Annotated in this window: 21 protein-coding genes and 1 tRNA gene; 17 read left to right on the forward strand and 5 right to left on the reverse strand. The window is 72.8% G+C overall.

All coding sequences use genetic code 11. The annotated features are described in order from the left end of the window. The first annotated feature begins 11 nt into the window (after positions 1 to 11). The 5 genes from J5X07_RS09555 to J5X07_RS09575 all read left to right on the forward strand — a co-directional run bounded on the left by J5X07_RS09555 (position 12) and on the right by J5X07_RS09575 (position 5,504). Positions 12 to 977: an AEC family transporter gene (locus J5X07_RS09555; protein WP_208479650.1), complete on the forward strand. Its 966-nt coding sequence runs from the start codon at positions 12 to 14 to the stop codon at positions 975 to 977. Between the two features lie 210 nt (positions 978 to 1,187). Further along, complete coding sequence (locus J5X07_RS09560; protein WP_424924122.1) at positions 1,188 to 2,129, forward strand: EamA family transporter; 942 nt, start codon at positions 1,188 to 1,190, stop codon at positions 2,127 to 2,129. Between the two features lie 231 nt (positions 2,130 to 2,360). After that, complete coding sequence (locus J5X07_RS09565; protein WP_341769446.1) at positions 2,361 to 3,911, forward strand: DEAD/DEAH box helicase; 1,551 nt, start codon at positions 2,361 to 2,363, stop codon at positions 3,909 to 3,911. Between the two features lie 210 nt (positions 3,912 to 4,121). Continuing rightward, complete coding sequence (locus J5X07_RS09570) at positions 4,122 to 4,379, forward strand: GlsB/YeaQ/YmgE family stress response membrane protein (protein ID WP_124932792.1); 258 nt, start codon at positions 4,122 to 4,124, stop codon at positions 4,377 to 4,379. Between the two features lie 288 nt (positions 4,380 to 4,667). After that, positions 4,668 to 5,504 carry a hypothetical protein gene (locus J5X07_RS09575; protein ID WP_208479651.1) on the forward strand — a complete coding sequence of 279 codons (837 nt, stop codon included), beginning with the start codon at positions 4,668 to 4,670 and terminating at the stop codon, positions 5,502 to 5,504. Positions 5,505 to 5,718: 214 nt separating this feature from the next. On the opposite strand, the gene J5X07_RS09580 is transcribed toward J5X07_RS09575, so the two are convergent. Next, positions 5,719 to 5,795: transfer RNA gene (locus J5X07_RS09580), tRNA-Lys, on the reverse strand. A 196-nt stretch (positions 5,796 to 5,991) separates the two neighbouring features. Between J5X07_RS09580 and J5X07_RS09585 the strand changes: the two genes are divergently transcribed. The 7 genes from J5X07_RS09585 (at position 5,992) to pstB (ending at position 14,840) form a co-directional block, all read left to right on the forward strand. Further along, positions 5,992 to 6,651: a hypothetical protein gene (locus J5X07_RS09585; RefSeq protein WP_124932790.1), complete on the forward strand. Its 660-nt coding sequence runs from the start codon at positions 5,992 to 5,994 to the stop codon at positions 6,649 to 6,651. A 176-nt stretch (positions 6,652 to 6,827) separates the two neighbouring features. After that, positions 6,828 to 9,434 (forward strand): RNA degradosome polyphosphate kinase, encoded by a 2,607-nt coding sequence (locus tag J5X07_RS09590; RefSeq protein ID WP_208479652.1) that lies wholly within the window; start codon positions 6,828 to 6,830, stop codon positions 9,432 to 9,434. Positions 9,435 to 9,488: 54 nt separating this feature from the next. Continuing rightward, positions 9,489 to 10,499, forward strand: a complete 1,011-nt coding sequence (locus J5X07_RS09595) for an NUDIX hydrolase (protein ID WP_244924928.1) — start codon at positions 9,489 to 9,491, stop codon at positions 10,497 to 10,499. A 147-nt stretch (positions 10,500 to 10,646) separates the two neighbouring features. Next, the gene (gene pstS, locus J5X07_RS09600; RefSeq protein ID WP_208479653.1) at positions 10,647 to 11,750 is read left to right on the forward strand and encodes a phosphate ABC transporter substrate-binding protein PstS; all 1,104 of its coding nucleotides are present in this window, start codon (positions 10,647 to 10,649) and stop codon (positions 11,748 to 11,750) included. 68 nt (positions 11,751 to 11,818) lie between these two features. Next, on the forward strand, positions 11,819 to 12,862 hold the full coding sequence (pstC, locus tag J5X07_RS09605; RefSeq protein ID WP_208479654.1) for a phosphate ABC transporter permease subunit PstC: 1,044 nt from the start codon (positions 11,819 to 11,821) through the stop codon (positions 12,860 to 12,862). 2 nt (positions 12,863 to 12,864) lie between these two features. Continuing rightward, on the forward strand, positions 12,865 to 13,995 hold the full coding sequence (pstA, locus tag J5X07_RS09610) for a phosphate ABC transporter permease PstA (RefSeq protein WP_124932787.1): 1,131 nt from the start codon (positions 12,865 to 12,867) through the stop codon (positions 13,993 to 13,995). Positions 13,996 to 14,060: 65 nt separating this feature from the next. Continuing rightward, positions 14,061 to 14,840, forward strand: coding sequence for a phosphate ABC transporter ATP-binding protein PstB (gene pstB, locus J5X07_RS09615; protein ID WP_124932786.1), 780 nt, complete (start codon positions 14,061 to 14,063; stop codon positions 14,838 to 14,840). A gap of 72 nt (positions 14,841 to 14,912) precedes the next feature. Here the strand turns inward: pstB and J5X07_RS09620 are convergent, their stop codons facing one another. The 3 genes from J5X07_RS09620 to J5X07_RS09630 all read right to left on the reverse strand — a co-directional run bounded on the left by J5X07_RS09620 (position 14,913) and on the right by J5X07_RS09630 (position 17,387). After that, entirely contained in the window at positions 14,913 to 15,935 is a 1,023-nt protein-coding gene (locus tag J5X07_RS09620; protein WP_124932785.1) for an inorganic phosphate transporter, read from the reverse strand. 8 nt (positions 15,936 to 15,943) lie between these two features. Beyond that, positions 15,944 to 16,564, reverse strand: a complete 621-nt coding sequence (locus J5X07_RS09625; protein WP_244924927.1) for a DUF47 domain-containing protein — start codon at positions 16,562 to 16,564, stop codon at positions 15,944 to 15,946. A 154-nt stretch (positions 16,565 to 16,718) separates the two neighbouring features. Then, on the reverse strand, positions 16,719 to 17,387 hold the full coding sequence (locus tag J5X07_RS09630) for a winged helix family transcriptional regulator (RefSeq protein ID WP_124932783.1): 669 nt from the start codon (positions 17,385 to 17,387) through the stop codon (positions 16,719 to 16,721). A gap of 203 nt (positions 17,388 to 17,590) precedes the next feature. Between J5X07_RS09630 and J5X07_RS09635 the strand changes: the two genes are divergently transcribed. The 5 genes from J5X07_RS09635 (at position 17,591) to dtd (ending at position 21,921) form a co-directional block, all read left to right on the forward strand. After that, a complete protein-coding gene (locus tag J5X07_RS09635) occupies positions 17,591 to 18,592 on the forward strand; it encodes a hypothetical protein (RefSeq protein ID WP_244924926.1) in 1,002 nt (333 codons plus the stop codon). A gap of 46 nt (positions 18,593 to 18,638) precedes the next feature. Beyond that, complete coding sequence (locus J5X07_RS09640; RefSeq protein ID WP_208479655.1) at positions 18,639 to 19,331, forward strand: heme-binding beta-barrel domain-containing protein; 693 nt, start codon at positions 18,639 to 18,641, stop codon at positions 19,329 to 19,331. Positions 19,332 to 19,491: 160 nt separating this feature from the next. Next, positions 19,492 to 20,781: a CAF17-like 4Fe-4S cluster assembly/insertion protein YgfZ gene (gene ygfZ / locus J5X07_RS09645; protein ID WP_208479663.1), complete on the forward strand. Its 1,290-nt coding sequence runs from the start codon at positions 19,492 to 19,494 to the stop codon at positions 20,779 to 20,781. A 292-nt stretch (positions 20,782 to 21,073) separates the two neighbouring features. Next, positions 21,074 to 21,472: a DUF2516 family protein gene (locus J5X07_RS09650; RefSeq protein ID WP_124932780.1), complete on the forward strand. Its 399-nt coding sequence runs from the start codon at positions 21,074 to 21,076 to the stop codon at positions 21,470 to 21,472. Then, complete coding sequence (dtd, locus tag J5X07_RS09655) at positions 21,472 to 21,921, forward strand: D-aminoacyl-tRNA deacylase (protein WP_124932779.1); 450 nt, start codon at positions 21,472 to 21,474, stop codon at positions 21,919 to 21,921. The genes J5X07_RS09650 and dtd overlap by 1 nt, the downstream gene beginning before the upstream one ends. A 187-nt stretch (positions 21,922 to 22,108) precedes the next feature. Here the strand turns inward: dtd and J5X07_RS09660 are convergent. Next, the coding region (locus J5X07_RS09660; RefSeq protein WP_208479656.1) for a transposase family protein at positions 22,109 to 22,416 on the reverse strand (308 nt) is incomplete at its 5' end.

A 22,416-nucleotide genomic window follows, 5' to 3' on the forward strand; every position in this document is an offset into this window, starting at 1 on the left:
GGGAGGGGAGCATGACTGAGGTCCTCGAGGGCCTGGCCGTCTTCGGCGTGGTCATCGCCCTGGGCTGGCTCCTGGTGCGCACCGGCGCCCTGCCCCGCGACGCCGACAGCATCCTGACCCGGGTGTGCTTCTTCGCCGCCACCCCCGCACTGCTCGTCCTCACCCTCAGCCGCGCCGACCTCGACGCCGCGCTCTCGCCCACGACCGCCGCCGCAGTGGCCGCCGAGCTGGCCGCCATCATCACGGCCTGGATCCTGCACCGGCTCATCCTCGCCCGCCCCCGGGCCGAGGCCGCGGTCGCCGCCATCTGCTCGGGGTACGTCAACGCCGCCAACCTGGGGATCCCCGTGAGCATCCTGATCCTGGGGGAGGCCACGCCGATCGCCCCCATCCTGCTCCTCCAGCTCCTCGTCATCACCCCGGCCGCCTTCACCGTGCTCGACGCCGCCACCCGCCGCGGCAGCCCCTCCCGCTTCGCCACCCTCACCGCGCCCCTGCGCAACCCGCTGCTGTGGGCGGTGGTGGCCGGGGTGTCCCTCAACCTGGCCGAGTGGGACGTCTCGGAGGCCTCGGTCGGGCCGCTGGCCCGGGTCCTGGAGCTGCTCGGGGCGGTGGCCGTCCCCCTGATGATGCTCGCCCTGGGGATGAGCCTGGCCGGGGCCCCGGGCCCGCCCAGCCTCGGGCGCCGGGCGGATCCGGGCCCGGAGGCGCGCCGGCCCGGGAGCCCCCTGTGGTGGGCCGTGGCCTGGAAGCTGCTGGTCATGCCGGTCCTGGCAGGGCTCCTCGGGCTGGCGATGGGGCTGGACGGCGCAGATCTGCTCATCCCCGTGGTGGTGGCCGGCCTGCCCACCGCGCAGAACGTCTTCATGTACGCCTCCCGCTACGGCACGGCCCAGGACCTGGCGCGCGACACCATCCTGCTGACCACCGCCGGCTTCGTCCCCGTCATCCTGGTGGCAGCCGCCGTCCTGGGCTGAGCCCCCGCCGTTGCACATCTTCAGGCCGTGCGGGCCCGGCCGAGGGCGGGTTTCCCGCATGATCCCGTCGCCGCAGAGGCCGAAGATGTGCAAGGCGGCTTGCGCTGCACATCTTCGAGCCCCGCCCGCGCGGCTCGACGGCGCCATGGCGCGGATCGGCATCGGAGGACCGCTTCCGGGGCGGCTGAAGATGTGCGCCACAATGGGGCGGTGTCCGACCTGCCCCCCGAATCCGATGACGCCCCTGCCGGGGCCCGCCCCCCGGCGCAGCACCTGCCCCCACGAGGGGGTGGGCGCCCCATCGGCCTCATCGCGGCCATCCCGGCGCCGCTCATCTTCATGTGCGCCGGCCTGTCCACCTATGTGGGGGCGGGCTTCGCCGTCGCCCTGTTCGCCCTCATGCCCTCCACCACGGTCGCCTGGTGGCGCGTGACCATCGGGGCCCTGGTGCTCCTGGCCTGGAGGCGGCCCTGGCAGCGGGGCTGGACCGCCCGCGAGCTGGTGCTGAGCACCGCCTTCGGCATCGCCATGGCCACGATGAACGTCCTGTTCTACGCCTCCATCGACCACCTGCCGCTGGGGACCGCTGTCTCCCTGGAGTTCCTGGGGCCCGTGGCGGTCGCCCTCATCACCGGTCGCGGCTGGATGCCGCGCGTGGCGGCCGTCCTGGCCCTGGCAGGAGTGGTCTTCATCTCCGGGCTCGGCCTCGACCTGGCCGATCCCGGGCAGCGGCTGGGGATGATCCTGGCCCTGGCCGCCGGAGGCGCCTGGGCCGGCTACATCCTCCTGGGCCGCACCGTGGCCAGTGCCGGGGCGGGCATCGACGCCCTGGCCGTGGCCGCCGTCGCCGGGAGCCTGGCCTACCTGCCCCTGTCCGCCCCCACGGCCCTGCGCGCCCTGAGCAGCACCGGCACGCTCCTGGCGGTCGTGGGAGTGGCGGTGATGTCCACCGTCGTGCCCTACGCGCTGGACCAGGTCAACATGCGGCGCCTGCGCGCCGACGCCTTCTCCCTGCTGTCCTCCCTCATGCCCGCCACCTCACTGCTGGTCGGCATGGTCATGCTGCGCCAGCTGCCCAATGCCGGGGAGGTGGCGGGGCTCGTGCTCATCTCGGTCGCGGTCGCCCTGGCCGGGCGCGCTCCGAGGGCCTGAACCGGCGGATCCGGGGTGCCGGTCCGGGGCCTGGCCGACGCCGCCGGCCGCGGGCGGCCGTGTGCGACAATGGTTCCGGCCCGGCACTCCGCCGTGGCCCGGCTGGTGCCCCGGCTCCGGCGCTCGCGGACGGCTCCGCGCGCCGTCGAGTCCCTGATCACCGGCGCCCCGCAGAGCCGCGCCGACACCAGCACGACGCCGGTCGGCCCGGCCATACTGAAGGACAACCGCGTGCCCGCATTCACCTCCTCCCGCCTGCCCGCCGACGGCGAGGCCTCCTTCGCCTCCCTGGGGATCGACGACGACCTCGTCGCCGACCTGGACTCACGAGGCTTCACCGCACCCTTCCCCATCCAGGCCGCCACGCTGCCCGACACCCTGGCGGGCCGTGACGTGCTGGGGCGGGGGCGCACCGGCTCGGGCAAGACCCTGGCCTTCAGCCTGCCCCTGGTCCAGCGCCTGGCCGAGCAGGACAAGGCGCGCCCCGGCCACCCCATCGGCCTGGTGCTGGCCCCCACCCGCGAGCTGGCCATCCAGATCGCCGAGGTCATCGAGCCCCTGGCCCGGGTGGTGGACATGGACGTGACCACCATCTTCGGGGGAGTGTCCCAGAAGCCGCAGGAGAGGGCGCTGGCGGCGGGGGTCGACGTCGTCGTGGCCTGCCCGGGGCGGCTCCTGGACCTCATGGGCCAGGGGCTCATCGACCTGGACGAGGTGGCGGTCACCGTCCTGGACGAGGCCGATCACATGGCCGACCTCGGCTTCCTGCCCGGGGTGCGCCGCATCCTGCGCGCCACGCCCGAGGGCGGCCAGCGCCTGCTGTTCTCCGCCACCCTGGACAACGGGGTGGACAGGCTCGTGCGCGAGTTCCTCCACGACCCGCTCCAGCACGCCGTGGATCCGGCCTCCTCCCCGGTGCGGGCCATGGACCACCGGGTCTGGCTCGTGGCCGACAGGACCGCCAAGGACGGCGTCGTGCGCCGCCTGGCCTCGGGGACGGGGCAGCGGATCCTGTTCACCCGCACCAAGCACCTGGCCCGCCGGGTGGCGCGCAAGCTGACCAAGGACGGCATCCCCGCCGTCGAGCTGCAGGGCAATATGAGCCAGGGGGCGCGTGAGCGGGCGATGAGGGCCTTCTCCTCCGGTGAGGTCCATGTCATGGTCGCCACCGACATCGCCGCCCGCGGGATCGACATCTCGGGGGTCGAGCTCGTCGTCCATGTCGATCCCCCGGCCGAGCACAAGGCCTACCTGCACCGCTCGGGGCGCACGGCGAGGGCCGGGGCGGCCGGGACCGTGGTCACCCTGGTCCTGCCCGAGCAGAGGCAGGACGTCCAGGTGCTGTTGAGGAAGGCCAGGATCAAGGCCGATATGGAGCGCGTGCGCCCCGAGGATGAGGCCGTGGCCGCCCTGGTGGGCCAGGTGGCGCCCCTGGTGGAGGCCGAGCACATGCCCCAGGGCGTGGCCGTCAAGGGCGCCGCCCCGGCGGGCCGGGCCTCCCGGGCGGGGCGGCCCGCGGGAGGGGCCCGTCGTCGCGGGCGGCCTGATCGGGCGGCTCAGGGGCAGCGGGAGGGGCAGGCCCTGCGCGGTGCGCGCGCGGGCCAGGGCCCCGGCGGCGCGGAGAGGGGCCGGGCGCAGGGGCATCGGCAGCCCCGCGGCAAGGGGCAGGGGCGTGCTCAGGGGCAGCCCCATGGGCAGTCCCGTGGGCGCGCCGCGGGGGCGCGCAGCACCCGCAGGAAGGCCTCGGCCCCGCATGCCCCGCGCACGCACCGCCCTCAGTGACGCCCGGGATCCGAGCGGCGCCAGGGTGTTGCAAGCCCTGCAACATCGGTGAACGCCGATGTCACGTCTTTTTCGGATTTGCCGCTGTGTGAAATGTCAACTGCTTGGCCGGCCCCATCACGGCCGGGGTTCATTAGAATTCATTGCTGACACCGCTCATCTCCTGTAGCGTCGTCAACTCGCAATCCGATCTCATAGGAGGAGAAAGCCATGGGCGAGCTCATTGGAATGATCATCTTCGGTGCCGTCATCGGTGCTCTGGCCCGCCTGTTCATGAAGGGCGACCAGAACCTGTCCGTGCTGTGGACCATTGTCCTGGGCGCTGTGGGCGCCTTCATCGGAGGCTGGGTCTCCGGCCTGCTCGGGGTTGCCGAGACCCCCGGAATCGACTGGATCCGCTGGATCCTCTCGATCATCGCCGCCATGGGGGCCATCACGGTCTTCCTCGCGGTGACGAGGCGCAAGTAGCGCGGGGCGCTGCGTCCGGGACATGAGCCCGGGACGGGGCTCATCCCCGGACGCCCGACCGGCGTCGGCCGGGTCGTTGTGAGGCATCGCTCGCAACGGCCCGGCTATTTCTTCTGGTACGTTCGAGGCCCCAGCCGGTGCGAGCCGGTTGGGGCCCTGCTGGCTTGCGGGGCGGCCCGCCCGCCGATCCGGGATCACTGCTCGCCAGCGACTTCCCAGTAGTCCGTGATGACCCCTCCGGCCGGAGTCCTCAGCGCCATCAGCGGCCATTAGTGTGAAAGGACGCCCATGAATGCACTGATCTCCCGGCGCACCCTCACCCATGTGATGGCGCCTCTGGCTGCGGTGGGGGCGCTCCTGCCGGGCTCGGGGGCACTGGCCGCTGATGGCGGGGGACGGGTGGCTGAGCGCTTCTATCCCGTTGCCCGAGCGCCCAAGAAGGGCCTCGTGGTCTACCTCGACGGTGATGGGCAGGAACTGCACGACGCCGGCGATGCCTCAACAGCCCCGGGTGGTCTGACAGGGCCGCGGAGCCTTGTGGAGGCGGCGCGCAGCCGCGGCTACGACGTGCTGTCCGTGCGCTCCCCCGAGTCGGACATGTGGTGGACGGATGAGACGACGGCGGATGACGATGCGATCGTCGTGGAGGGCGGGCTGTCCCGGGCGGAGAAGATCTCCTACCTCGTGGAGGCGATCGACCGGGCTCGCAGCGATCGCCGGGCGAACACCGAGACCCTCTGGCTCGTCGGCTACTCAGGCGGCTCGGAGTTCATCACCGAGTTCTTCTTCCCGGCCTATGCCAGCAGCATGAGGAAGGGCGGATTCATCGTCTTCGGCGGCGGGGACGTACCGGCGGAAGGGCTGCAGGCCGACTCCTTCTCCGCGGATTCCAAGGCGAGCCTGTCCCTGAACTGGGTCACCGGAACCCTGGACCTGCCCCAGGCCCCCGAATGGTACGACGGCATCGGGCATGCCCGGGAGGGGCACAGCGGTTACGCCGCGGCGGGATTCCATGGGAGGGCTCGCGCCACTTGGCTCCCGGGGCACGACCATGAGGGGATCGTCCCCGTCTTCGGTGCTCATGTCGGCGAGATCCTCGATGCCTATCGAGAAGAGTCCCTGTAGCGGATCGGGGTGATTCCCGGCCGTCATCCTCAGTTCCCGCCTCCACCGCGTGGCAAGGCCCCGGATGACGGCGGGCTGCTCATTCCCCCGCCGCTCCCACCCGCACCTCATCCCGACGACGAACGCCCACCCGTGAGGGTGAGCACCCTTCATCGAGTGAGGCGCCCGAGGTGCCCGCCAGCACGGCTCCGTAGCGGGTTCGTGCCGAGCACTGTGGTACCCCCTGTGGGGCTCGAACCCACGACCTTCGGATTAAAAGTCCGCAGCTCTGACCAACTGAGCTAAGGGGGCGCGGCCGGGAGGCCCGGCGCGGTGACCAGCATAGCGCCCCGGCACGACCGGTTGGCGCTGCTGGGGAAGGGGGCGGGGCAGGGGCGCCGGGAGGCCCGTTGGCGGCATCTGTCCCGCCCGCAGCGCTACCGCCCGTGCTGCTCAACGCGAGACAATGCCCGGGCAGGAGCCCCACTCGACCCACAGGAGGCCATCGATGGCACGCCAGTTCCACCGCCCCGCCCGCCTCGACCCCGAGGCCGCCGAGCAGATCGAGGGCAGCACCGACACCGCCGTCTCCTCCGAGCTGGCCCACCGCGCCGCCCAGGCCCTCATCGGCGGGTTCCCGGTCGACGGGGAGGAGGACCTCATCACCCGCGCCGGCGTGACCGCCGCGGTGGCCTCCACCGGGGTCGACGACGTCGCCGAGCTGTGGGCGGACTCCCCGGCCACCACCCTGCCCGGCACCCTGTGGCGCCTGTTCCTGGTGCGCGAGTGGATCCGGCGCGACCCCGGCCTCGTGGCCCGCCGCTACTCCACGACCGTTGACCTCACCGGTGCCGACGCCGCTGCCGGCGCCCGTCTCGAGGCCGCCCTGGTCCAGGCCCGCCCCGCCCCGGCCCCCGAGGAGCTGCGCGAGCGGCTGGATGCGGTCCTGGCCGGCCGCATCGAGGGCTCGGTGACGGCCCTGGCCCCGCTGCTGCGCCTGACCTCCGGCTTCCTGCGGGCCCTGGCGGCCGGCTCGAACCCGGTGTGGATCGAGGACGATGCCGATGAGCTCGCCGACCGCGTCACCCGGCGGGACTCCGCCCTGCTGGCCACTGCCGATGAGCTCGCCGAGGCGGCCCGCCGGGCGGCCGCCGGCCTGCTGGACTGAGGCGCCCGCCGGATCGGGCCGCCGGGCCCGCCCGCGCCCGCATCCTCAGCGCCCAGCCCGGGAGCAGCGTCCCGGGGGAGGGCGCCTGCGCCGGGGAGGGCGTGCAGCACGGTCCCACCGGGCTCGGGGCCGCCTGAAGGCCTCCGCCCGGGCCGGGGGCGTGGGAGCATGTGCCCATGAGCAGCGACGCGCCACAGCCCTCCCCCGTCCCCCTGTCGAGCTTCCTCGGCGGCTGGGCCCGCCAGAGCCCTGCCGACCCCGCCCAGACCCCCTCCGTCGAGGGCGCATCCCCCATCCCGTCCGAGGGGGCCGGCGCTCCGCAGCCCGGCCCCTCCGAGCCCCGGGACCCCTCGCCCGCCGCTGAATCCGGGGCCCTCCCGCCCTCCCCCGCCGCCCCCGCCGAGGCGCCGGGCGAGGGCGCCCAGCCGCTCGGGCCCGGTGATGAGCACATCATCGAGCCGGCCGATCCCCGCGACTTCGCCGACGACGCCGGCCCCCAGTACGAGGACGAGGACTTCGATGAGATCACCGAGGTCGAGATCCCCTCCGATGCCGCTGCGGCGCAGCCCGCCCCGGCGCCCGTGGGCGGGGCCCAGCCGCTCGAGGCCCCCTCCCTCCCCGCTGCCGAGGCGCCCCCGTCCCAGGAGCGGGCCTCCGGGCCCGAGGAGTCCCTGCCGCCCCTGGAGTCCTTCGAGGACCGCTTCGCCGACCGCGAGCTGACCTGGATGGACTTCAACGAGCGGGTCCTGGAGCAGGCCGAGGATCGCAGCCTGCCACTGCTGGAGCGGGCCTGGTTCCTGTCGATCTTCTCCTCCAACCTCGATGAGTTCTACATGGTGCGCGTGGCCGGCCTCATGCGCCGCATCAAGGCCGGCATCACCCCGGTGCGGGCCTCGGGGCTCAACGCCCACCAGGTCCTGTCCCGCGTCACCGCCCGCGCCAAGGAGCTCACCGCCCGCCAGGCCGCCGTCTTCCAGCAGGATGTGCGCCCGGCCCTGGCCGAGCACGGCATCGAGATCCTCACCTGGGACCAGCTCGCCCCCGAGCAGCAGGAGCGACTCACCCGGTACTTCCGCCACCAGATCTTCCCCGTGCTCACGCCCCTGGCCGTCGACCCCTCCCACCCCTTCCCCTACATCTCGGGGCTCTCCCTCAACCTGGCGGTCATCCTGCGCAACCCGCGCAGCGGCAAGGAGCACTTCGCGCGCATCAAGGTCCCCGGCTCCCTGCCCCGCCTCATCAGCGTCCCGGGCCGCGAGCTGGACACCTCCGATGCCCAGGCCGGCTGCGCCGTCATCCCCATCGAGGTGGTCATCGGCCAGCACCTCGACCACCTCTTCCCCGGGATGGACATCCTGGAGCACCACCTCTTCCGGGTGACCCGCAACGAGAACCTGGAGGTCGAGGAGGACGACGCCGAGAACCTCCTCAAGGCCATGGAGAAGGAGCTGGAGCGGCGCCGCTTCGGCGCCAGCGTGCGCCTGGAGGTGGAGGACACCATCTCCTCCTTCACCCGCCGCTACCTGGTGCGCGCCCTGCGCCTGCGCGACGACGACGTCTTCGAGCTGCCCGCCCCCCTGGACCTCAACGCTCTCAACGAGCTGCACGACCTGGACATCCCGGCCCTGAAGTACCCGCGCTTCGTGCCGGTGACGGCCGCGGGCCTGGCCACCCGCGAGTCCTCCTCCGCCCCGGATGTCTTCGCGGCGATGCGCGAGCACGACATCCTCCTGCACCACCCCTACGACTCCTTCTCCACCTCCGTCCAGGAGTTCGTGGCCCAGGCGGCCGCCGACCCCAGGGTCCTGGCCATCAAGCAGACCCTCTACCGCACCTCGGGCGACTCCCCGATCGTGGACGCCCTCATCGAGGCGGCTGAGGCCGGCAAGCAGGTGGTCGCGATCGTGGAGATCAAGGCGCGCTTCGATGAGGAGGCCAACATCTCCTGGGCCCGCAAGCTCGAGCGGGCGGGCGTGCACGTGGTCTACGGCATGGTGGGCCTCAAGACCCACTGCAAGCTCCTGCTGGTGGTGCGCCAGGAGTCCGACGGGCTGCGCCGCTACTGCCATGTGGGCACCGGCAACTACCACCCCAAGACCGCCCGGGGGTACGAGGACCTGGGCCTGCTCACCTGCGACCGCGACGTGGCCCAGGACATGACCACCCTGTTCAACCAGCTCTCCGGGTACGCCCCGCGCGCTCGCTTCCGCCGCCTGCTCGTGGCGCCTCGCAGTCTGCGCGACGGGCTGGTGGAGCGCATCGAGCGGGAGGTGGACAACCACCGCGCGGGCCTGCCGGCCTGGATCCGCATCAAGGTCAACTCCATCGTCGATGAGACGGTCATCGATGCGCTCTACCGGGCCTCGCGGGCCGGGGTCCCGGTGGATATCGTCGTGCGCGGCATCTGCGGGATCCGGGCGGGGGTCCCGGGGCTCAGTGAGAACATCCGGGTGCGCTCCATCCTGGGGCGCTTCCTGGAGCACTCGCGGATCTACGCCTTCGCCGCCGGCGGGGAGACCGAGCTGTACATCGGCTCGGCCGATCTCATGCACCGCAATCTGGACCGCCGCGTCGAGGCCCTGGTGCGCATCACCGACCCCGTCATGGTGGACCACCTGGAGGGGCTGGTCACCCGCTGCGCCAGCGATGAGGTGGCCTCCTGGCGCCTGGAGCCCGACGGCAGCTGGACCCGCCATGCGCACGGCCCCGACGGCGAGCGCCTGGAGGACATCCAGGACAGCCTCATGGCCAGCGCCCGCTCCCGGGTCAAGGGCCGCAGTTGAGGGCGACGGCGGGCCGGCTCCGGCGGTCCGGGAGGATGCGGGAGGGGAGCAGCGGTGAGTGAGAGGTCGGGCACGGTGCGCGCCGCCGGCGCCCTGGTGTGGCGGCGCAACGGCAAGCACCTGGAGGTGCTCCTGGTCCACCGCCCCCGCTACGACGACTGGTCCTTCCCCAAGGGCAAGGTGGAGCCGTGCGAATCGGTGCGCACCTGCGCGGCGCGGGAGGTGGCCGAGGAGACCGGCATCCCGGTGGTCCTGGGCCAGCCGCTGAGCACCATCGCCTACAGGCTCGACGGCGGGACCCGCAAGGAGGTCCACTACTGGGCCGCCCGCCCCGCCCAGCAGGGGGCGGCGGCACTGCGGGCCCGCGACGCCGTCGAGCCGGCCTCGCCCAGGGAGATCGACGCGAGCCGGTGGGTGCGCCTGAAAGAGGCCCGCAGGCTCCTGAGCTATGAGCGGGACCGGGACCTGCTCGGGGAGCTGGTGGACCTGTGGGAGGACGACAAGCTCGATACCTGGACCCTGGTCCTGGTGCGCCACGCCCGCGCCGTCAAGCGCTCGGTGTGGAACCGGCCCAAGAAGCGCGACAAGGAGGCCGATGAGGCCACCCGCCCCCTGACCCATGACCAGGGGGAGGCCCGGGCCCGGGCCCTGGTGCCCATCCTGGCCGCCTACGGGGTGGGGCGGGTGATCTCCAGCCCGTGGAGGCGCTGCGCCGAGACGGTCGCGCCCTATGCCGGGGCCGCCGGCATCGAGCTGGAGACCGAGGGGGCCCTGACCGAGGCGGCGCACGCCGAGCGCCCCAAGGCGGCCCGCAAGGTGGTGGAGCGCGCCCTGCGCGAGCGCGAGGAGCCGGTGGCGCTGTGCACCCACCGTCCCGTGCTGCCCACGGTCATGGAGGTGGTGGCCCGGCACGCCCCCGGCCGCCTGCTGCGCTCGGTGCCCGACCGCGACCCCTGGCTCAAGACCGGGGAGATCCTCGTGGTGCACATGGCGCGCCGCCCCCATGGGCGCATCCGGGCCGTGGCCATCGAGAAGCAGCGCCCCGTCCTGTCCGAGGGCCGCTGAGGCCTGGGCCCAGCCGGGGGCGGCCTGTGCCGTCCTCGACGGCGCCCTCGCTGCGGGCCCGGGGCGTGACGGCGGACACCGCGGGCGTTCACTGGGTGTTCACCTCCGGCACTTTCCGCGGTCATCCGGGCTCCTTAGCCTCCTGGCGTGTCACGATCCGACTCCTCGCGCACCCCTGGCCTCACCCGCCGCGGCGTCCTGGGCGCGCTCGGCGCCGCCGTCGCCCTGGGCTCCCTGAGCGCCTGCGGCCGCGATGCCAGGCCCCCCGCCCCCGGCGCCAGCACAGACCTGGAGGGCGAGATCAAGGGAGCGGGCGCCACCTCCCAGTCCGACGCCCAGGATGCGTGGGTCAACGGCTTCATGGACCGCAACCTCAACGCCGCTGTCGACTATGCGGGCGGGGGCTCCGGGGCGGGCCGCACCAAGCTGATGGCCGGGGCCGTGGACTTCGCCGGCTCCGACGCCCCCCTGGACGAGGCCGAGGCCGAGGAGCTCGACGGCGCCGTCGAGCTCCCCCTCTACATCTCCCCGATCGCCGTGGCCTACCACCTGCCCGGCCTGGCGGGCCATGGGCGCCTGAACATGACCGGGGAGGTCATCGCCAGGATCTTCGCCGGGGAGATCACCTCCTGGCGCGACCCGGCGATCGCCGCCCTCAACGAGGGCGCGGACCTGCCCGAGGCCCGCATCACAGTGGTGCACCGCTCGGACGACTCGGGCACCACCAAGAACATCACCGGCTACCTCCACGCCGTGGCCCCCCGGGTCTGGCCCCACAAGGGCGCCGAGACCTGGCCGCTGGGCGGCGGGCAGTCCGGCGATGGCACCTCGGGCATGATCCAGACCCTCACCGCCGCCGTCGGCACGATCGGCTACGCGGATGCCTCCAAGGTCCCCGACACCCTGGGCACCGTGGCCGTGGGCAGCCCCGGCAGCTTCGTGGCCTACTCCGCCCAGGCGGCCGCCGCCGCCCTGGACGCCTCGCAGATGTCGGAGCACGCCACCGACTCCCGGCTGGTCTACGCCCTCAACCACTCCGCCGAGGGCACCTACCCGATCATCCTGGTGTCCTACCTCATCGCCCGCCAGCGCTACGCGGACCCCGGGATCGCCCCCGTCCTCAAGGCCTACCTGCGCTACGCCGCCTCCGCCGAGGGCCAGCAGGCAGCCTCCCGGGCCGCCGGCTGCGCACCCATCTCCGAGGAGCTGCGCACCAGGGTCAACGCCGCCATCGAGACCATCGTGGGCTGAGGGGCCCACCCGCCCCCGGCCCGTCCGCACGACGGCGCCGAGCCCCACCACCATCAGGAAGGCCGCACGTGGATCACTCAGAACCCACCGCATCCGCCCCGCCCCCCACGGGGCCGGGCCCGGCCCCCTCGCGCCCGGCACCGGCCGAGTCCGCCCGGCTGGCCGACGCCGCCGCCATCCGCACCGGGCGCGCCCCGGGCCGCACCGGCAACCGGGTCTTCTCCGGGCTGTCGGCGGGCGCGGGCCTGCTCATCATGGCCGTGCTCGCCCTGGTGACGGTCTTCCTCGTCAGCCAGGCCCTGCCGGCCTTCACCGCCTCCGCCGATGACCTGGCCGATATCTCCTTCCTGCGGGGCCGGGGCTTCTGGGGGTACGTGGCCCCCCTGGTCTTCGGCACGCTCCTGTCCTCCCTCATCGCCCTGGGCGCGGCGGTGCCCCTGAGCATCGCGGTGGCCCTGTTCATCTCCCACTACGCCCCGCGCCGACTGGCCCAGGGGCTGGGCTACCTGGTGGACCTGCTGGCAGCCATCCCCTCGGTGGTCTTCGGCCTGTGGGGCTTCCTGTGGCTGGTGCCCCAGCTCGACCCCCTCTACTCCTGGCTCACCGAGGCCCTCGGCCTCATCCCGCTGTTCGCCGACTACACGGCCCCGGCCAAGAACATCATGACCGCCTCCCTGGTCCTGGCGGTCATGATCCTGCCCATCATCACCGCCACCATCCGCGAGATCTTCCTGCAGACGCCCACCCTGCACGAGGAGGCCTCCCTGGCCCTGGGAGCCACCCGCCACGAGATGATCCGCCAGGCGGTCCTGCCCTTCGCCCGCTCGGGCATCATCTCCGCCTCCATGCTGGGGCTGGGCCGTGCCCTGGGCGAGACCATGGCCGTGCTCATGATCATGTCCCCGGGACTGAGCACGAGCCTGCACATCCTGGAGGCCGGCCGCCACCAGACCATCGCGGCCAATATCGCCGCCCAGTTCCGCGAGGCCTTCGGCATGAGCGTCAATGTCCTCATCGCCACCGGCCTGGTCCTGTTCCTCATCACCTTCGCCGTCAACTCCATGGCCCGCTGGGTGATCGCACGCCGCGCCGAGTTCTCGGGGGCCAACTGATCATGAGCACCACCCCGTCGACGTCATCGACCCTCAGCCCCGCCGGCGCCCCCCGGGGCCCGCGGACGGGCGCGCCCCCCGACCCCCTGGCCGACCCGCCCACCATCGAGGGGGTGCCCCTGACCTCCTACCGCCTGCCCCACTGGTTCCTGTGGGCGGCCCTGGGCGCCGCCTTCATCCTCGTGGGCGGCGTCGGGCTGCTCGCCTCCTGGTCCCCGGCCGCGATCCTGGCCCTGACGGCGGTGGCCTGGGTGGTGGGCGCCACCGCCGTGTCCTGGTTCAAGGAGGGGGAGCGGTGGGGCCGCAACACCCTGGCCACCTCCCTGGTCTACCTGGCCTTCGCCCTGGTCATGGTGCCGCTGGTCTCACTGATCTGGATGGTCCTGTCCGGCGGGGCCGCCCGCTTCGGCCCCGAGTTCCTGCTGACCAACATGCGCGGGGCCGATGAGTCCAACGGCGGCTTCTACCACGGGATCGTCGGGACCCTCCAGATCACCGGGATCGCCTCGGCCATCTCCATCCCCCTGGGGCTGTTCACCGCGATCTTCCTGGTGGAGTACAACGGCGGCTGGGTGGCCCGGGCGGTGACCTTCCTGGTGGACGTCATGACCGGCATCCCCTCGATCGTGGCCGGGCTGTTCGCCTACTCGGTGTTCCTCACCCTGGCCGGCCCCCGCTACCAGGCGGGCATCATCGGGGCGGTGGCCCTCAGCGTCCTCATGACCCCGGTGGTCATCCGCGGCGTGGAGGAGATGCTCAAGCTCGTCCCCAACGACCTGCGAGAGGCCTCCTACGCCCTGGGGGTTCCCAAGTGGCTGACCATCGTCAAGGTCGTGCTGCGCACCGCGGTGGCGGGGATCACCACCTCGGTGATGATCGCCATCGCCCGGGTCATCGGGGAGACCGCGCCCCTGCTCATCACCGTGGGCCTGACGATGCGCACCAACACCAACCCGCTGGAGGGCTCCATGTCCACCCTGCCGGTGCTCGTCTACGACCAGTACTCCCGCGGCGAGGCGGCCGCCATGGAGCGTGCCTGGGCCGGTGCCCTGACCCTCATCCTGCTGGTCATGCTGCTCAACCTGGCGGCCCGCCTCATCTCCAAGCGCTTCAGCCCCAAGGGCAAGCGCTAGGCCCGGCCAGCGCCGCCGCCTCAGCACCGCCCGCCCGGCCACCCGACCCTGCGAAGGAAGCACCCGTGTCCAAGCGAATCGACGTCATCGACGAGAACATCTACTACGGCGATTTCCTGGCCGTCAAGGACGTCAACGTCACCATCGAGCCCAAGACCGTCACCGCCCTCATCGGCCCCTCGGGCTGCGGGAAGTCCACCTTCCTGCGCACCCTCAACCGCATGCACGAGGTCATCCCGGGCGCCCGCGTCGAGGGCCAGGTCATCGTCGACGGCGTCAACCTCTACGGCCCGGGCGTCGACGCCGTCCAGGTCCGCCGCGCCATCGGCATGGTCTTCCAGCGCCCCAACCCCTTCCCGACGATGTCCATCGCCGAGAACGTCCTGGCCGGGGCCCGCCTGAACAACCGCCGCCTGAGGAAGGAGGAGGCCGAGGAGCTCATCGAGACCTCCCTGCGGGGGGCCAACCTGTGGGACGAGGTCAAGGACCGCCTGGGCCGCCCCGGCTCGGGCCTGTCCGGGGGCCAGCAGCAGCGCCTGTGCATCGCCCGGGCCATCGCCGTCAAGCCCGCGGTGCTGCTCATGGACGAGCCCTGCTCGGCGCTGGACCCCATCTCCACCCTGGCCATCGAGGACCTCATCGCCGAGCTCAAGAGCGACTACACGATCGTCATCGTCACCCACAACATGCAGCAGGCCTCCCGTGTGTCCGACATGACCGGCTTCTTCAACCTGGAGGCCACGGGCAAGCCCGGCCATCTCGTGGAGTTCGACTCCACGGCCAAGATCTTCTCCTCGCCCTCCGAGCAGGCCACCGAGGACTACATCTCCGGCCGCTTCGGCTGAGCCGCGCTCCCGCCCTCGCCTGCCCGCTCCCCGCTGCGCCGGGGAGGGCCTGGGCCTGCGGGCCCCTGGGGCTCACAGGCCCAGCAGCCGGGCCAGCACCCGGCTGACGAGCGCCCCCACCACTCCTGCCACGGGCAGCGTGGCGACCCAGGCGAAGGCGATGCGCCCCAGCACGCCCCAGTGCACATGGCGCATGCGCCGCGCCCCTCCCGCACCGGTGATCGAGGCCGCGATGGTGTGCGTGGTGGACACCGGCGCGGCCGGCCCGAGGGCCGAGACGGCGAGCACCGCCGCGGTGACCGCCTGGGCGACGAATCCCTGGGCGGCATCCAGCCGAGCGATGCGCGCCCCCAGGGTCCGGATGATCCGCGCGCCACCGGCCCAGGTGCCGGCCCCCAGTGCCGCCGCGGCGCTCAGGCGCACCCACAGGGGCACTGCGGAGGCCGCCTCCCCGGTGCTTGCCATGCCCCCGGCGACCAGGGCGATGAGCATGACCCCCATGGTCTTCTGGGCGTCCTGGAGGCCGTGGCCCAGGGCGGTCAGGGCGCTGGCCACCGTCTCCAGGAGCCGGAAGCGGCGCATGGTGGGGTGGTAGGGGCGCGCGGCCAGCAGGCGGCGCAGCCCCGTCGTGACCGCCCAGGCGGTGGCGAAGCCCAGCAGGGGCACGGCCACCATGGGCGCCACCACGACGTCGAGCAGCCTGCCCCAGTGCACCTCCACCCCGCCGGCCAGGCCCGCGCCCGCCAGCGCCCCGAGGAGGGCATGGGAGGAGGATGAGGGCAGGGCCAGCCACCAGGTGATGAGGTTCCAGCAGATCGCCCCCACCAGGGCGCCGCCCACGACCACCAGGCCCGCGGGGCCCACGACATCGTCGGGCTCCAGGAGCCCCGAGCCCACGGTGAGGGCCACCTGCGTGCTCAGGAGGGCCCCCAGGGCGTTGAGCCCCGCGGCCATCGCCAGGGCCCGGTGGGTGGTGATGGCGCGGGTGGAGACCGAGGCGGCCACGGCATTGGCGGCGTCGTGGAAGCCGTTGGTGAAGGCGAAGACGAGGGCCAGCGCGCTCACGACCGCCGTGGCCGGGCCCAGGGCCTCCATGGCGCTCCTCAGCCCTCGCGCATGGCCAGGGACTCCACCGCCCCGGCCAGGTGCTCGAAGGCGTCGACGGCGGCTTCCAGGTGCTCGATGACCTCCTTGACCTTGATGAGGCGGACGGCATCGCGCTCGGTGGAGAACAGCTCGGCGATGGCACTGCGGAAGAGGCGGTCGGCGGCGTTCTCCAGGGAGTTGACCTCCACCCAGTACTCGCGCAGGCTGGAGGCGGCCCGCAGGCGGGGCAGGGCCTGGGCGCTGAGCTCGGCGCAGCGCTGGAGGATCTGGACCTGCTCGGTGCACACCGGCGGCAGCCACCCCACCTGGTAGAGCACCACGATGTCCCCGGCCTCATCGAGGGCGTCCATGCAGTCATCCAGCAGGGAGCCGATGCGGTGGAGGTCCTCGCGGTCCACCGGGGTGACGAAGGTGTCGTGGATGAGGCGGAGGAGCCGGTGCTGGATCTCGTCGGCGGCATGCTCCACGGCGTGCAGCTCCTCGCGCAGGGCCGCCCTCTCGGTGCGGTCCGCGGCGATGATGCGGGCCAGCAGGCCCGAGGCGCTCACCAGCGCCTGGGCGGCCTCGCCCACGAGTGCGATGAGCTCGTCGTCGTTGTTGCGGGGATGCAGTCGCACACGCACTCCTGACCGGCGGTGGGTGGGGACGTCGGGCCGGAGAGCGCCAGTCGGCGCGAATGCCGCTCGTGGCGGCTTGAGTTGGAGCCCGGGGCCCGTCGCGGCCCGACGTCGGCAACCAGGATACAGCGCCGGCCCGCGGAGCTCCGAATGCCTACTCCTCGGGGGCGTCCAACCGGTAGCCGACATTGCGCACGGTGCCGATGATGTGGTCGTGCTCGGGGCCGAGCTTGGCGCGCAGCCGCCGGATGTGGACATCGACGGTGCGCGATCCGCCGATGTAGTCCTCGCCCCAGACCTCGTCCAGGAGCGTGTCGCGGGTCAGGACCCGGCCGTGGTTGGCGGCCAGGAACTTCAGCAGCTCGAACTCCTTGTAGGTCAGGTCCAGGATGGCCCCGCGCAGGCGCACCGTGTAGGCGGTGGCGTCGATGACCAGGTCGCCGACCTCGATGAGGTCGCTGCTGAGGGCCTCGACCACGGGCACGTGGGCCCGCAGGAGGCGCAGGCGGGCGGAGAGCTCGGCGGGGCCCACGGCGGACATGACGAAGTCGGCCGCCCCCCAGTCCCCCTGGACGACGGCCACACCGCCCTCCTCCAGGACCAGGATGATGGGGGGGCAGTCCATGGGGCCGGTGAACAGCTGGCACAGGGCGCGGGCGCGGGTGAGGTCGCCGCGGGCGTCGATCATGACGACGTCGGCGGAGTCCACGGCGGCGTAGGAGGAGGGGACGGGGGCCAGGCACTCGACCTCGGAGTCCAGGAAGGCGGCAGCGGGGAGCACCCTGGTGGCGTCGGTCTCACGTGTGAACATGATGATGCGCACGGCGTCTTCCTTCATGGGTCGCGTCGACCCGGTTCCGCGGCGCTCCAAGGCGGGAGCGCGCCTGGATCCGGACGGGGCAAGTCAACCACATCGGCGCACCGGCCTGCCTCCCGCCTGCGCAATCGCCGTCATGCCGCGCCTGGCGGGCCGGATGCCGACGGCATCGGGGCCACCGGCGCCCGGGGTGTGGGACGATGCGCCCTGTGAGCACCCAGCACCGCCAGCCCGGCCCCGCCCGATCCGCCGCCTCGCCCGCGCCCGCGGGCGCCGGGCGGGCATCCGGTCCGCGCGGGGGCGCGCGTGGGCGCGATGCGCAGGATGCCGGGCAGGCCTCGGTGCAGGGCGCGGTGCCCGGGACGGGCCTGGCCTCACCACTCGATGAGATGCCCGAGGAGCCGGTCCCCGTCGAGCTGGGACTGGTGGAGCCGGGCTGGACCCGCCTGGCCTTCGCGGGCCTGGTGCCGGTGCTCCTGGCCGTCAGCGCCTCCCTGCCCTCCTGGGCCCGACTGGCCCTGGTGGCCCTGCTCATCCCGGCGGCGGCCCAGGGGTGGCCCGCCCTGCTGCGGGCCCACCACGACCGGGGAGCCGCGATCGTCATGACCCTGACGGGCTGGGCGGCCACGGTGGTGGTCTTCCTCCTGCACGACCTGGGGGCCGCGGGCGTGGTCATGGCGCTGTCGGTCCTGGCGGCCTTCATCGCCCAGATGATGCGCCGCGACGGGCGCCGGGGGCTGGTGGAGGACCTGTCCTCCACGGTCAGCGGGTGCCTGGTGGTGGTCTCGGGGGCGGCCTGGTGCGCCCTGGAGTCGGGTCTGGCCGACCCCGCGGTCATCGTGCCCACCTGCCTGGCGCTGTTCATCGGCGCCCTGCTCTCGGTCCTGGAGGTGCGGGCCACGGTCCTGGAGATCCTCACCGTCACGGTGCCCACCCTCGTGTCGGGCATCGCCGGGGGTGTGCTGGCCTCGGCGGGCTTCTTCGGCATCGGGCACATGGGCGTGACCGCGGGCCTGCAGAGCGCCGCGGCCTGCCTCATCGTGGGCTTCGTGGCGGGGGTGCTCATGGCCGCGGGCAACCGGGTGCTGTGGACCCACCGGTGGGTGCCGGGCGGCCGGGCGGCGGTGACCTCCGCCGTCGTGCCGATCCTGGCCGTGGGCATCCCGGTCTACGCCATCGCGCGCCTCATGGGAAGTTTCATCGCCGGCTGAGCCCGGGCCCTGCCGCCCGCGGCGCCGTGCCTCCTAGGCTGCCCCCATGGCTTTCACCCTCCCGGACGACATCGCCCCCGAGCTCTACCCGCTGTCCTGGCTCATCGGCACCTGGCGCGGCTACGGCATCCTCACCTATGGGGAGACCATCCCCGAGCAGGCCGTCTACCAGGAGATGGTCTTCGATCACGACGGAGGCCCCTACCTGCGCCAGCTCACCACGATCTGGACGGTGGACGCCACCCGCAGTCAGGACCTCGACTTCGAGATGCCGGGCCTGGAGGGGGCCTCGCGACTGGCGCCGGCCCGCATCTGGTCCACCGAGACCGCCTACTGGCGCCCGGTGGGCCAGGAGCAGCCCGATGACGATGACGCCGACACCCGCACGCCGATCACCCGCCTGGAGCTGGTCTCGGCCGACCCCGCGGGGCACGTGGCCGTCTGGGAGGGGTGGATCCAGGGGCCGCGGGCCCAGGTGGGCACCCAGGCCGTGGGGCGCACCCGCACCTCTGCCGCGGTCACCGAGATGACCCGCATGCTCGGGCTGGTGGGCGGGGACCTCATGTGGACCCAGGACATGGCCGCCTTCGGCGTGGAGGCCCCCACCACCTACGCCTCGGGCCGCCTGGGGCGTGTGGAGGACCCCGAGGACCCGGCCAGCCGGCCGGGTGCCGCCCTGGCGGCCGGCGCTGGGGCGGAGCCGGACCCGGAGGCGGATGCGGAGCCGGGGCAGGGATGAGACCGCCGGACCCGCTCCGCGGTTCTCCCCCTCAAGACGCGGATTCGCCCCCAGTAACCCGGGGAATCCGCGTCTTGAAGGGCACAACTGCAGATCCCATCCGCTCGTGACCAACCGCAGACCCGCATGGAGGTGAGGCCCTGTGCCGCCACTGCCCCTGATGAGCCGGCCCGGCGCCGTCGCCAACCCCGAGTGCGATCCCGACGCCGCCGTCCCCGCCCACTTCGGCGACCCCCTGCGCGAGCAGGCCGCCCTGGGCGAGGGCCGGGCGCTCAGCCCCCTGGCCCGCGACGTGGTGGCCGTGTCCGGCCCGGACCGCCTCGATTGGCTGACCACCCTGTCCAGCCAGGTGCTCACCTCCCTGGAGCCGGGCGACGGCGGCGCGGAGGCCCTGCTGCTGGACGCCCACGGCCGCATCACCCACGCCCTGGCGGCCCTCGACGACGGCGAGCGGCTCCTCCTGGTCACCCAGGCGGGGCAGGGCGGTGCCCTGGTGGAGTTCCTGGAGCGCATGCGCTTCATGCTGCGCGTCGAGGTCGGTCAGTGCCCGGACCTCGTGGCCCTGGGGGCCGTGGGCCAGGGGCTGGAGGCACTGGAGGGGGCCTGCGCTCTGGTGGGGCGTGCTGATCCTGCTGGCCCGACTGCCCTCGTTGAGACTGGTGGTCCCACTGGCCCTGCAGATCCCGAGGGGTCGGTGGGCGCCGAGGGGGCGGCTGCTGACGGGCCTGTGGCCGGCGGGCCCGCGGTCGAGGGCGGGGGTCTGTGGCGCGACCCGTGGCCCGGCATTGTCCAGGGCGGCACCAGTTACGACGTCGGGCTGGAGGAGCGGGCCCATCCGGGCCGGGACTACCGGGCGGGCTTCGCCCTGGTGGAGGCCGGGATGCTGGATCGGGTCGTGGAGGCCTTCCTGGGGGCGGGGCATGGGCGGTGCCTGGCCGGGTCCCTGGCCTGGGAGGCGCTGCGCGTGGAGGCGGGGCGGCCCCGGTGGGCGCGCGAGGCCGATGCCCGGGCCATCCCCCACGAGCTGGACTGGCTGCGCACCGCGGTGCACCTGGCCAAGGGCTGCTACCCGGGCCAGGAGACGGTGGCCCGCACCCTCAATCTGGGGCGGCCCCCGAGGCGCCTGACGATCCTCCAGCTCGACGGCCTGGGCGGGGATCTGCCCGCTCCGGGGGCCACGGTGCACCTGGGGGAGCGGGCCGTGGGGGTGGTGACCTCGGTGGTGCGCCACCACGAGCTGGGCCCGATGGCCCTGGCCCTGCTGCGGCGCGCGGTGCCGGTGGGCGAGCAGTTGACCGTGGCCCTCACCGAGGAGGCGCAGGATGGCCGGCTTGTGGAGGTGGGGCGCGTGGATGCCGCCCAGGAGCTGCTGGTCTCCCCCGAGGGGCGGGCCCAGGCGAGCCCCGCGCAGCGCCCGGGTGCGGGCCTGCGCAAGGGCCTCCTGCGCTGAGCCGCCTGAGCCCCCTGATGCTGCACATCTTCAGCGGGGCTCAGCGGCAGTGACTGGACGAGGATCGCGGAATTCCAGCGCTCGACCGATCGGTGGATTGTTGAAGATGTGCAGCGAAAGAGGTGCTGCACATCTTCAGCGGGGCTCAGGCCGGATTCTTGTGGGAGTTTCGCGGGATTCCGCCGTTCGAGGGCATGGTGGGCGGTTGAAGATGTGCAAGAGGGCGGGCCTGTTCTCGCTGGGCGTGGGCCCGGCCCTGGGTGCGGGGCGGCCTCACCGGTAGCCTGAGCGGGTGAGCGTTCTGTACACCATCGCCGTTGTCCTGCAGGAGGCCGTGGTCTGGGCCTGGCGCCTGGCCCAGGTGACTGGGCTGATCATGGGCGCGTGGGCGCTGATCGACTCGGCTCTGCGGTCGCCGTCGCACTATGTCGCGGCGGGCAAGCGCACGAAGGGCTTCTGGCTGGGTGTCAATGCTGCGGGCCTGGGGGTGGTGGCGCTCATGGGGGCCGCCTCGATGCTGGGGCTGCTGGGTGTGGTGGCCAATGCGGTCTACCTGGCTGATGCGCGCCCGGCCCTGCGGTACTACGCCCCGGTGCGAGTGCGCTCCTCGATCCGGATCCCGGGGCGGGCCTCTCAACGGCGGCCGGGCGGCCCGGGCTCGGGCCCGCGCGACTGGCGGCCGGGGCGCTGATGCGCGCGGTTCTTCAGCGGGTGGGCCGCGCGGCAGTGCGCGTTGAGGGTGAGGTGGTCGGGGAGATCACCCGGCCCGGGCTCCTGGCGCTGGTGGGGGCCACGCATGACGACGGCGAGGCCCAGGCGGCGACCATCGCGCGCAAGATCGCGGAGCTGCGGCTCTTCGAGGGTGAGGATGGCGCACCGGGCTCGGAGCGCTCGGTCAGTGACCTGGGAGCGCCGGTGCTGGTGGTCTCCCAGTTCACGCTCTATGCCGATGTGCGCAAGGGCCGGCGGCCCTCGTGGAACAAGGCGGCCCCGGGTCCGGTGGCCGAGCCCCTGGTGGAGTCGGTGGTGGCGCAGTTGCGGGGCCGCGGCCTGGAGGTGGCCACGGGGAGCTTCGGCGCCCACATGACGATCGACATGGAGGCCGACGGGCCGGTGACGATTCTGGTGGAGGCGGAGTGAGGTTGTCTGTCGCTCCTGTCATCCTTACAGGCTCCTGGCTCCGCGCAATGGTCACGGGGCGGGCCTGATTCTCTAGCTCTTGATCTCTTGGTGCCTGGCCTGGACAGGTCACGAGTTGGTCACATAGGCTTCGGTGGTGAACTTTCCGCACGACGTTGATAGCGACAGTTTGGTCCTTGAAGGTTATTCAGGGGTTGGTGTAGGTGTATAGGGCTAGGGTGGCTGTGATGGTTTCTTTGAAGGTTTCTAGCGGGCGCCTGTAGTCGTGGGATAGGATCTTCCATGTTTTGATGTGTGCGATGGTTCGTTCGACGACGTATCGGATGTTGTTCAGGGATTTGTTGGACTGCTTCTGGGCCTTGGTGAGCTCGCCGTTGGGTGGTTTCTTGTAGGGGACGGTAATTCCTGTACCGACGTAGCCCTTATCACCGATGCAGCAGGCGAGGTCGAGCCCCTCCAGAACGCCCGAGGCTGTGATGGCCTTGGCGTCATGGG

Source organism: Actinomyces bowdenii, from assembly GCF_017592395.1.
Lineage (GTDB): Bacteria > Actinomycetota > Actinomycetes > Actinomycetales > Actinomycetaceae > Actinomyces > Actinomyces bowdenii.

What these genes read in the sequence shown, in the direction of transcription:
- J5X07_RS09555 (WP_208479650.1), top strand. Translation starts at nt 12, where the DNA reads ATGACTGAGGTCCTCGAGGGCCTGGCCGTCTTCGGCGTGGTCATCGCC.
- J5X07_RS09570 (WP_124932792.1), top strand. Translation starts at nt 4,122, where the DNA reads ATGGGCGAGCTCATTGGAATGATCATCTTCGGTGCCGTCATCGGTGCT.
- J5X07_RS09575 (WP_208479651.1), top strand. Translation starts at nt 4,668, where the DNA reads ATGAATGCACTGATCTCCCGGCGCACCCTCACCCATGTGATGGCGCCT.
- J5X07_RS09585 (WP_124932790.1), top strand. Translation starts at nt 5,992, where the DNA reads ATGGCACGCCAGTTCCACCGCCCCGCCCGCCTCGACCCCGAGGCCGCC.
- J5X07_RS09590 (WP_208479652.1), top strand. Translation starts at nt 6,828, where the DNA reads ATGAGCAGCGACGCGCCACAGCCCTCCCCCGTCCCCCTGTCGAGCTTC.
- pstA (WP_124932787.1), top strand. Translation starts at nt 12,865, where the DNA reads ATGAGCACCACCCCGTCGACGTCATCGACCCTCAGCCCCGCCGGCGCC.
- J5X07_RS09620 (WP_124932785.1), bottom strand. Translation starts at nt 15,935, where the DNA reads ATGGAGGCCCTGGGCCCGGCCACGGCGGTCGTGAGCGCGCTGGCCCTC.
- J5X07_RS09640 (WP_208479655.1), top strand. Translation starts at nt 18,639, where the DNA reads ATGGCTTTCACCCTCCCGGACGACATCGCCCCCGAGCTCTACCCGCTG.
- ygfZ (WP_208479663.1), top strand. Translation starts at nt 19,492, where the DNA reads ATGAGCCGGCCCGGCGCCGTCGCCAACCCCGAGTGCGATCCCGACGCC.
- dtd (WP_124932779.1), top strand. Translation starts at nt 21,472, where the DNA reads ATGCGCGCGGTTCTTCAGCGGGTGGGCCGCGCGGCAGTGCGCGTTGAG.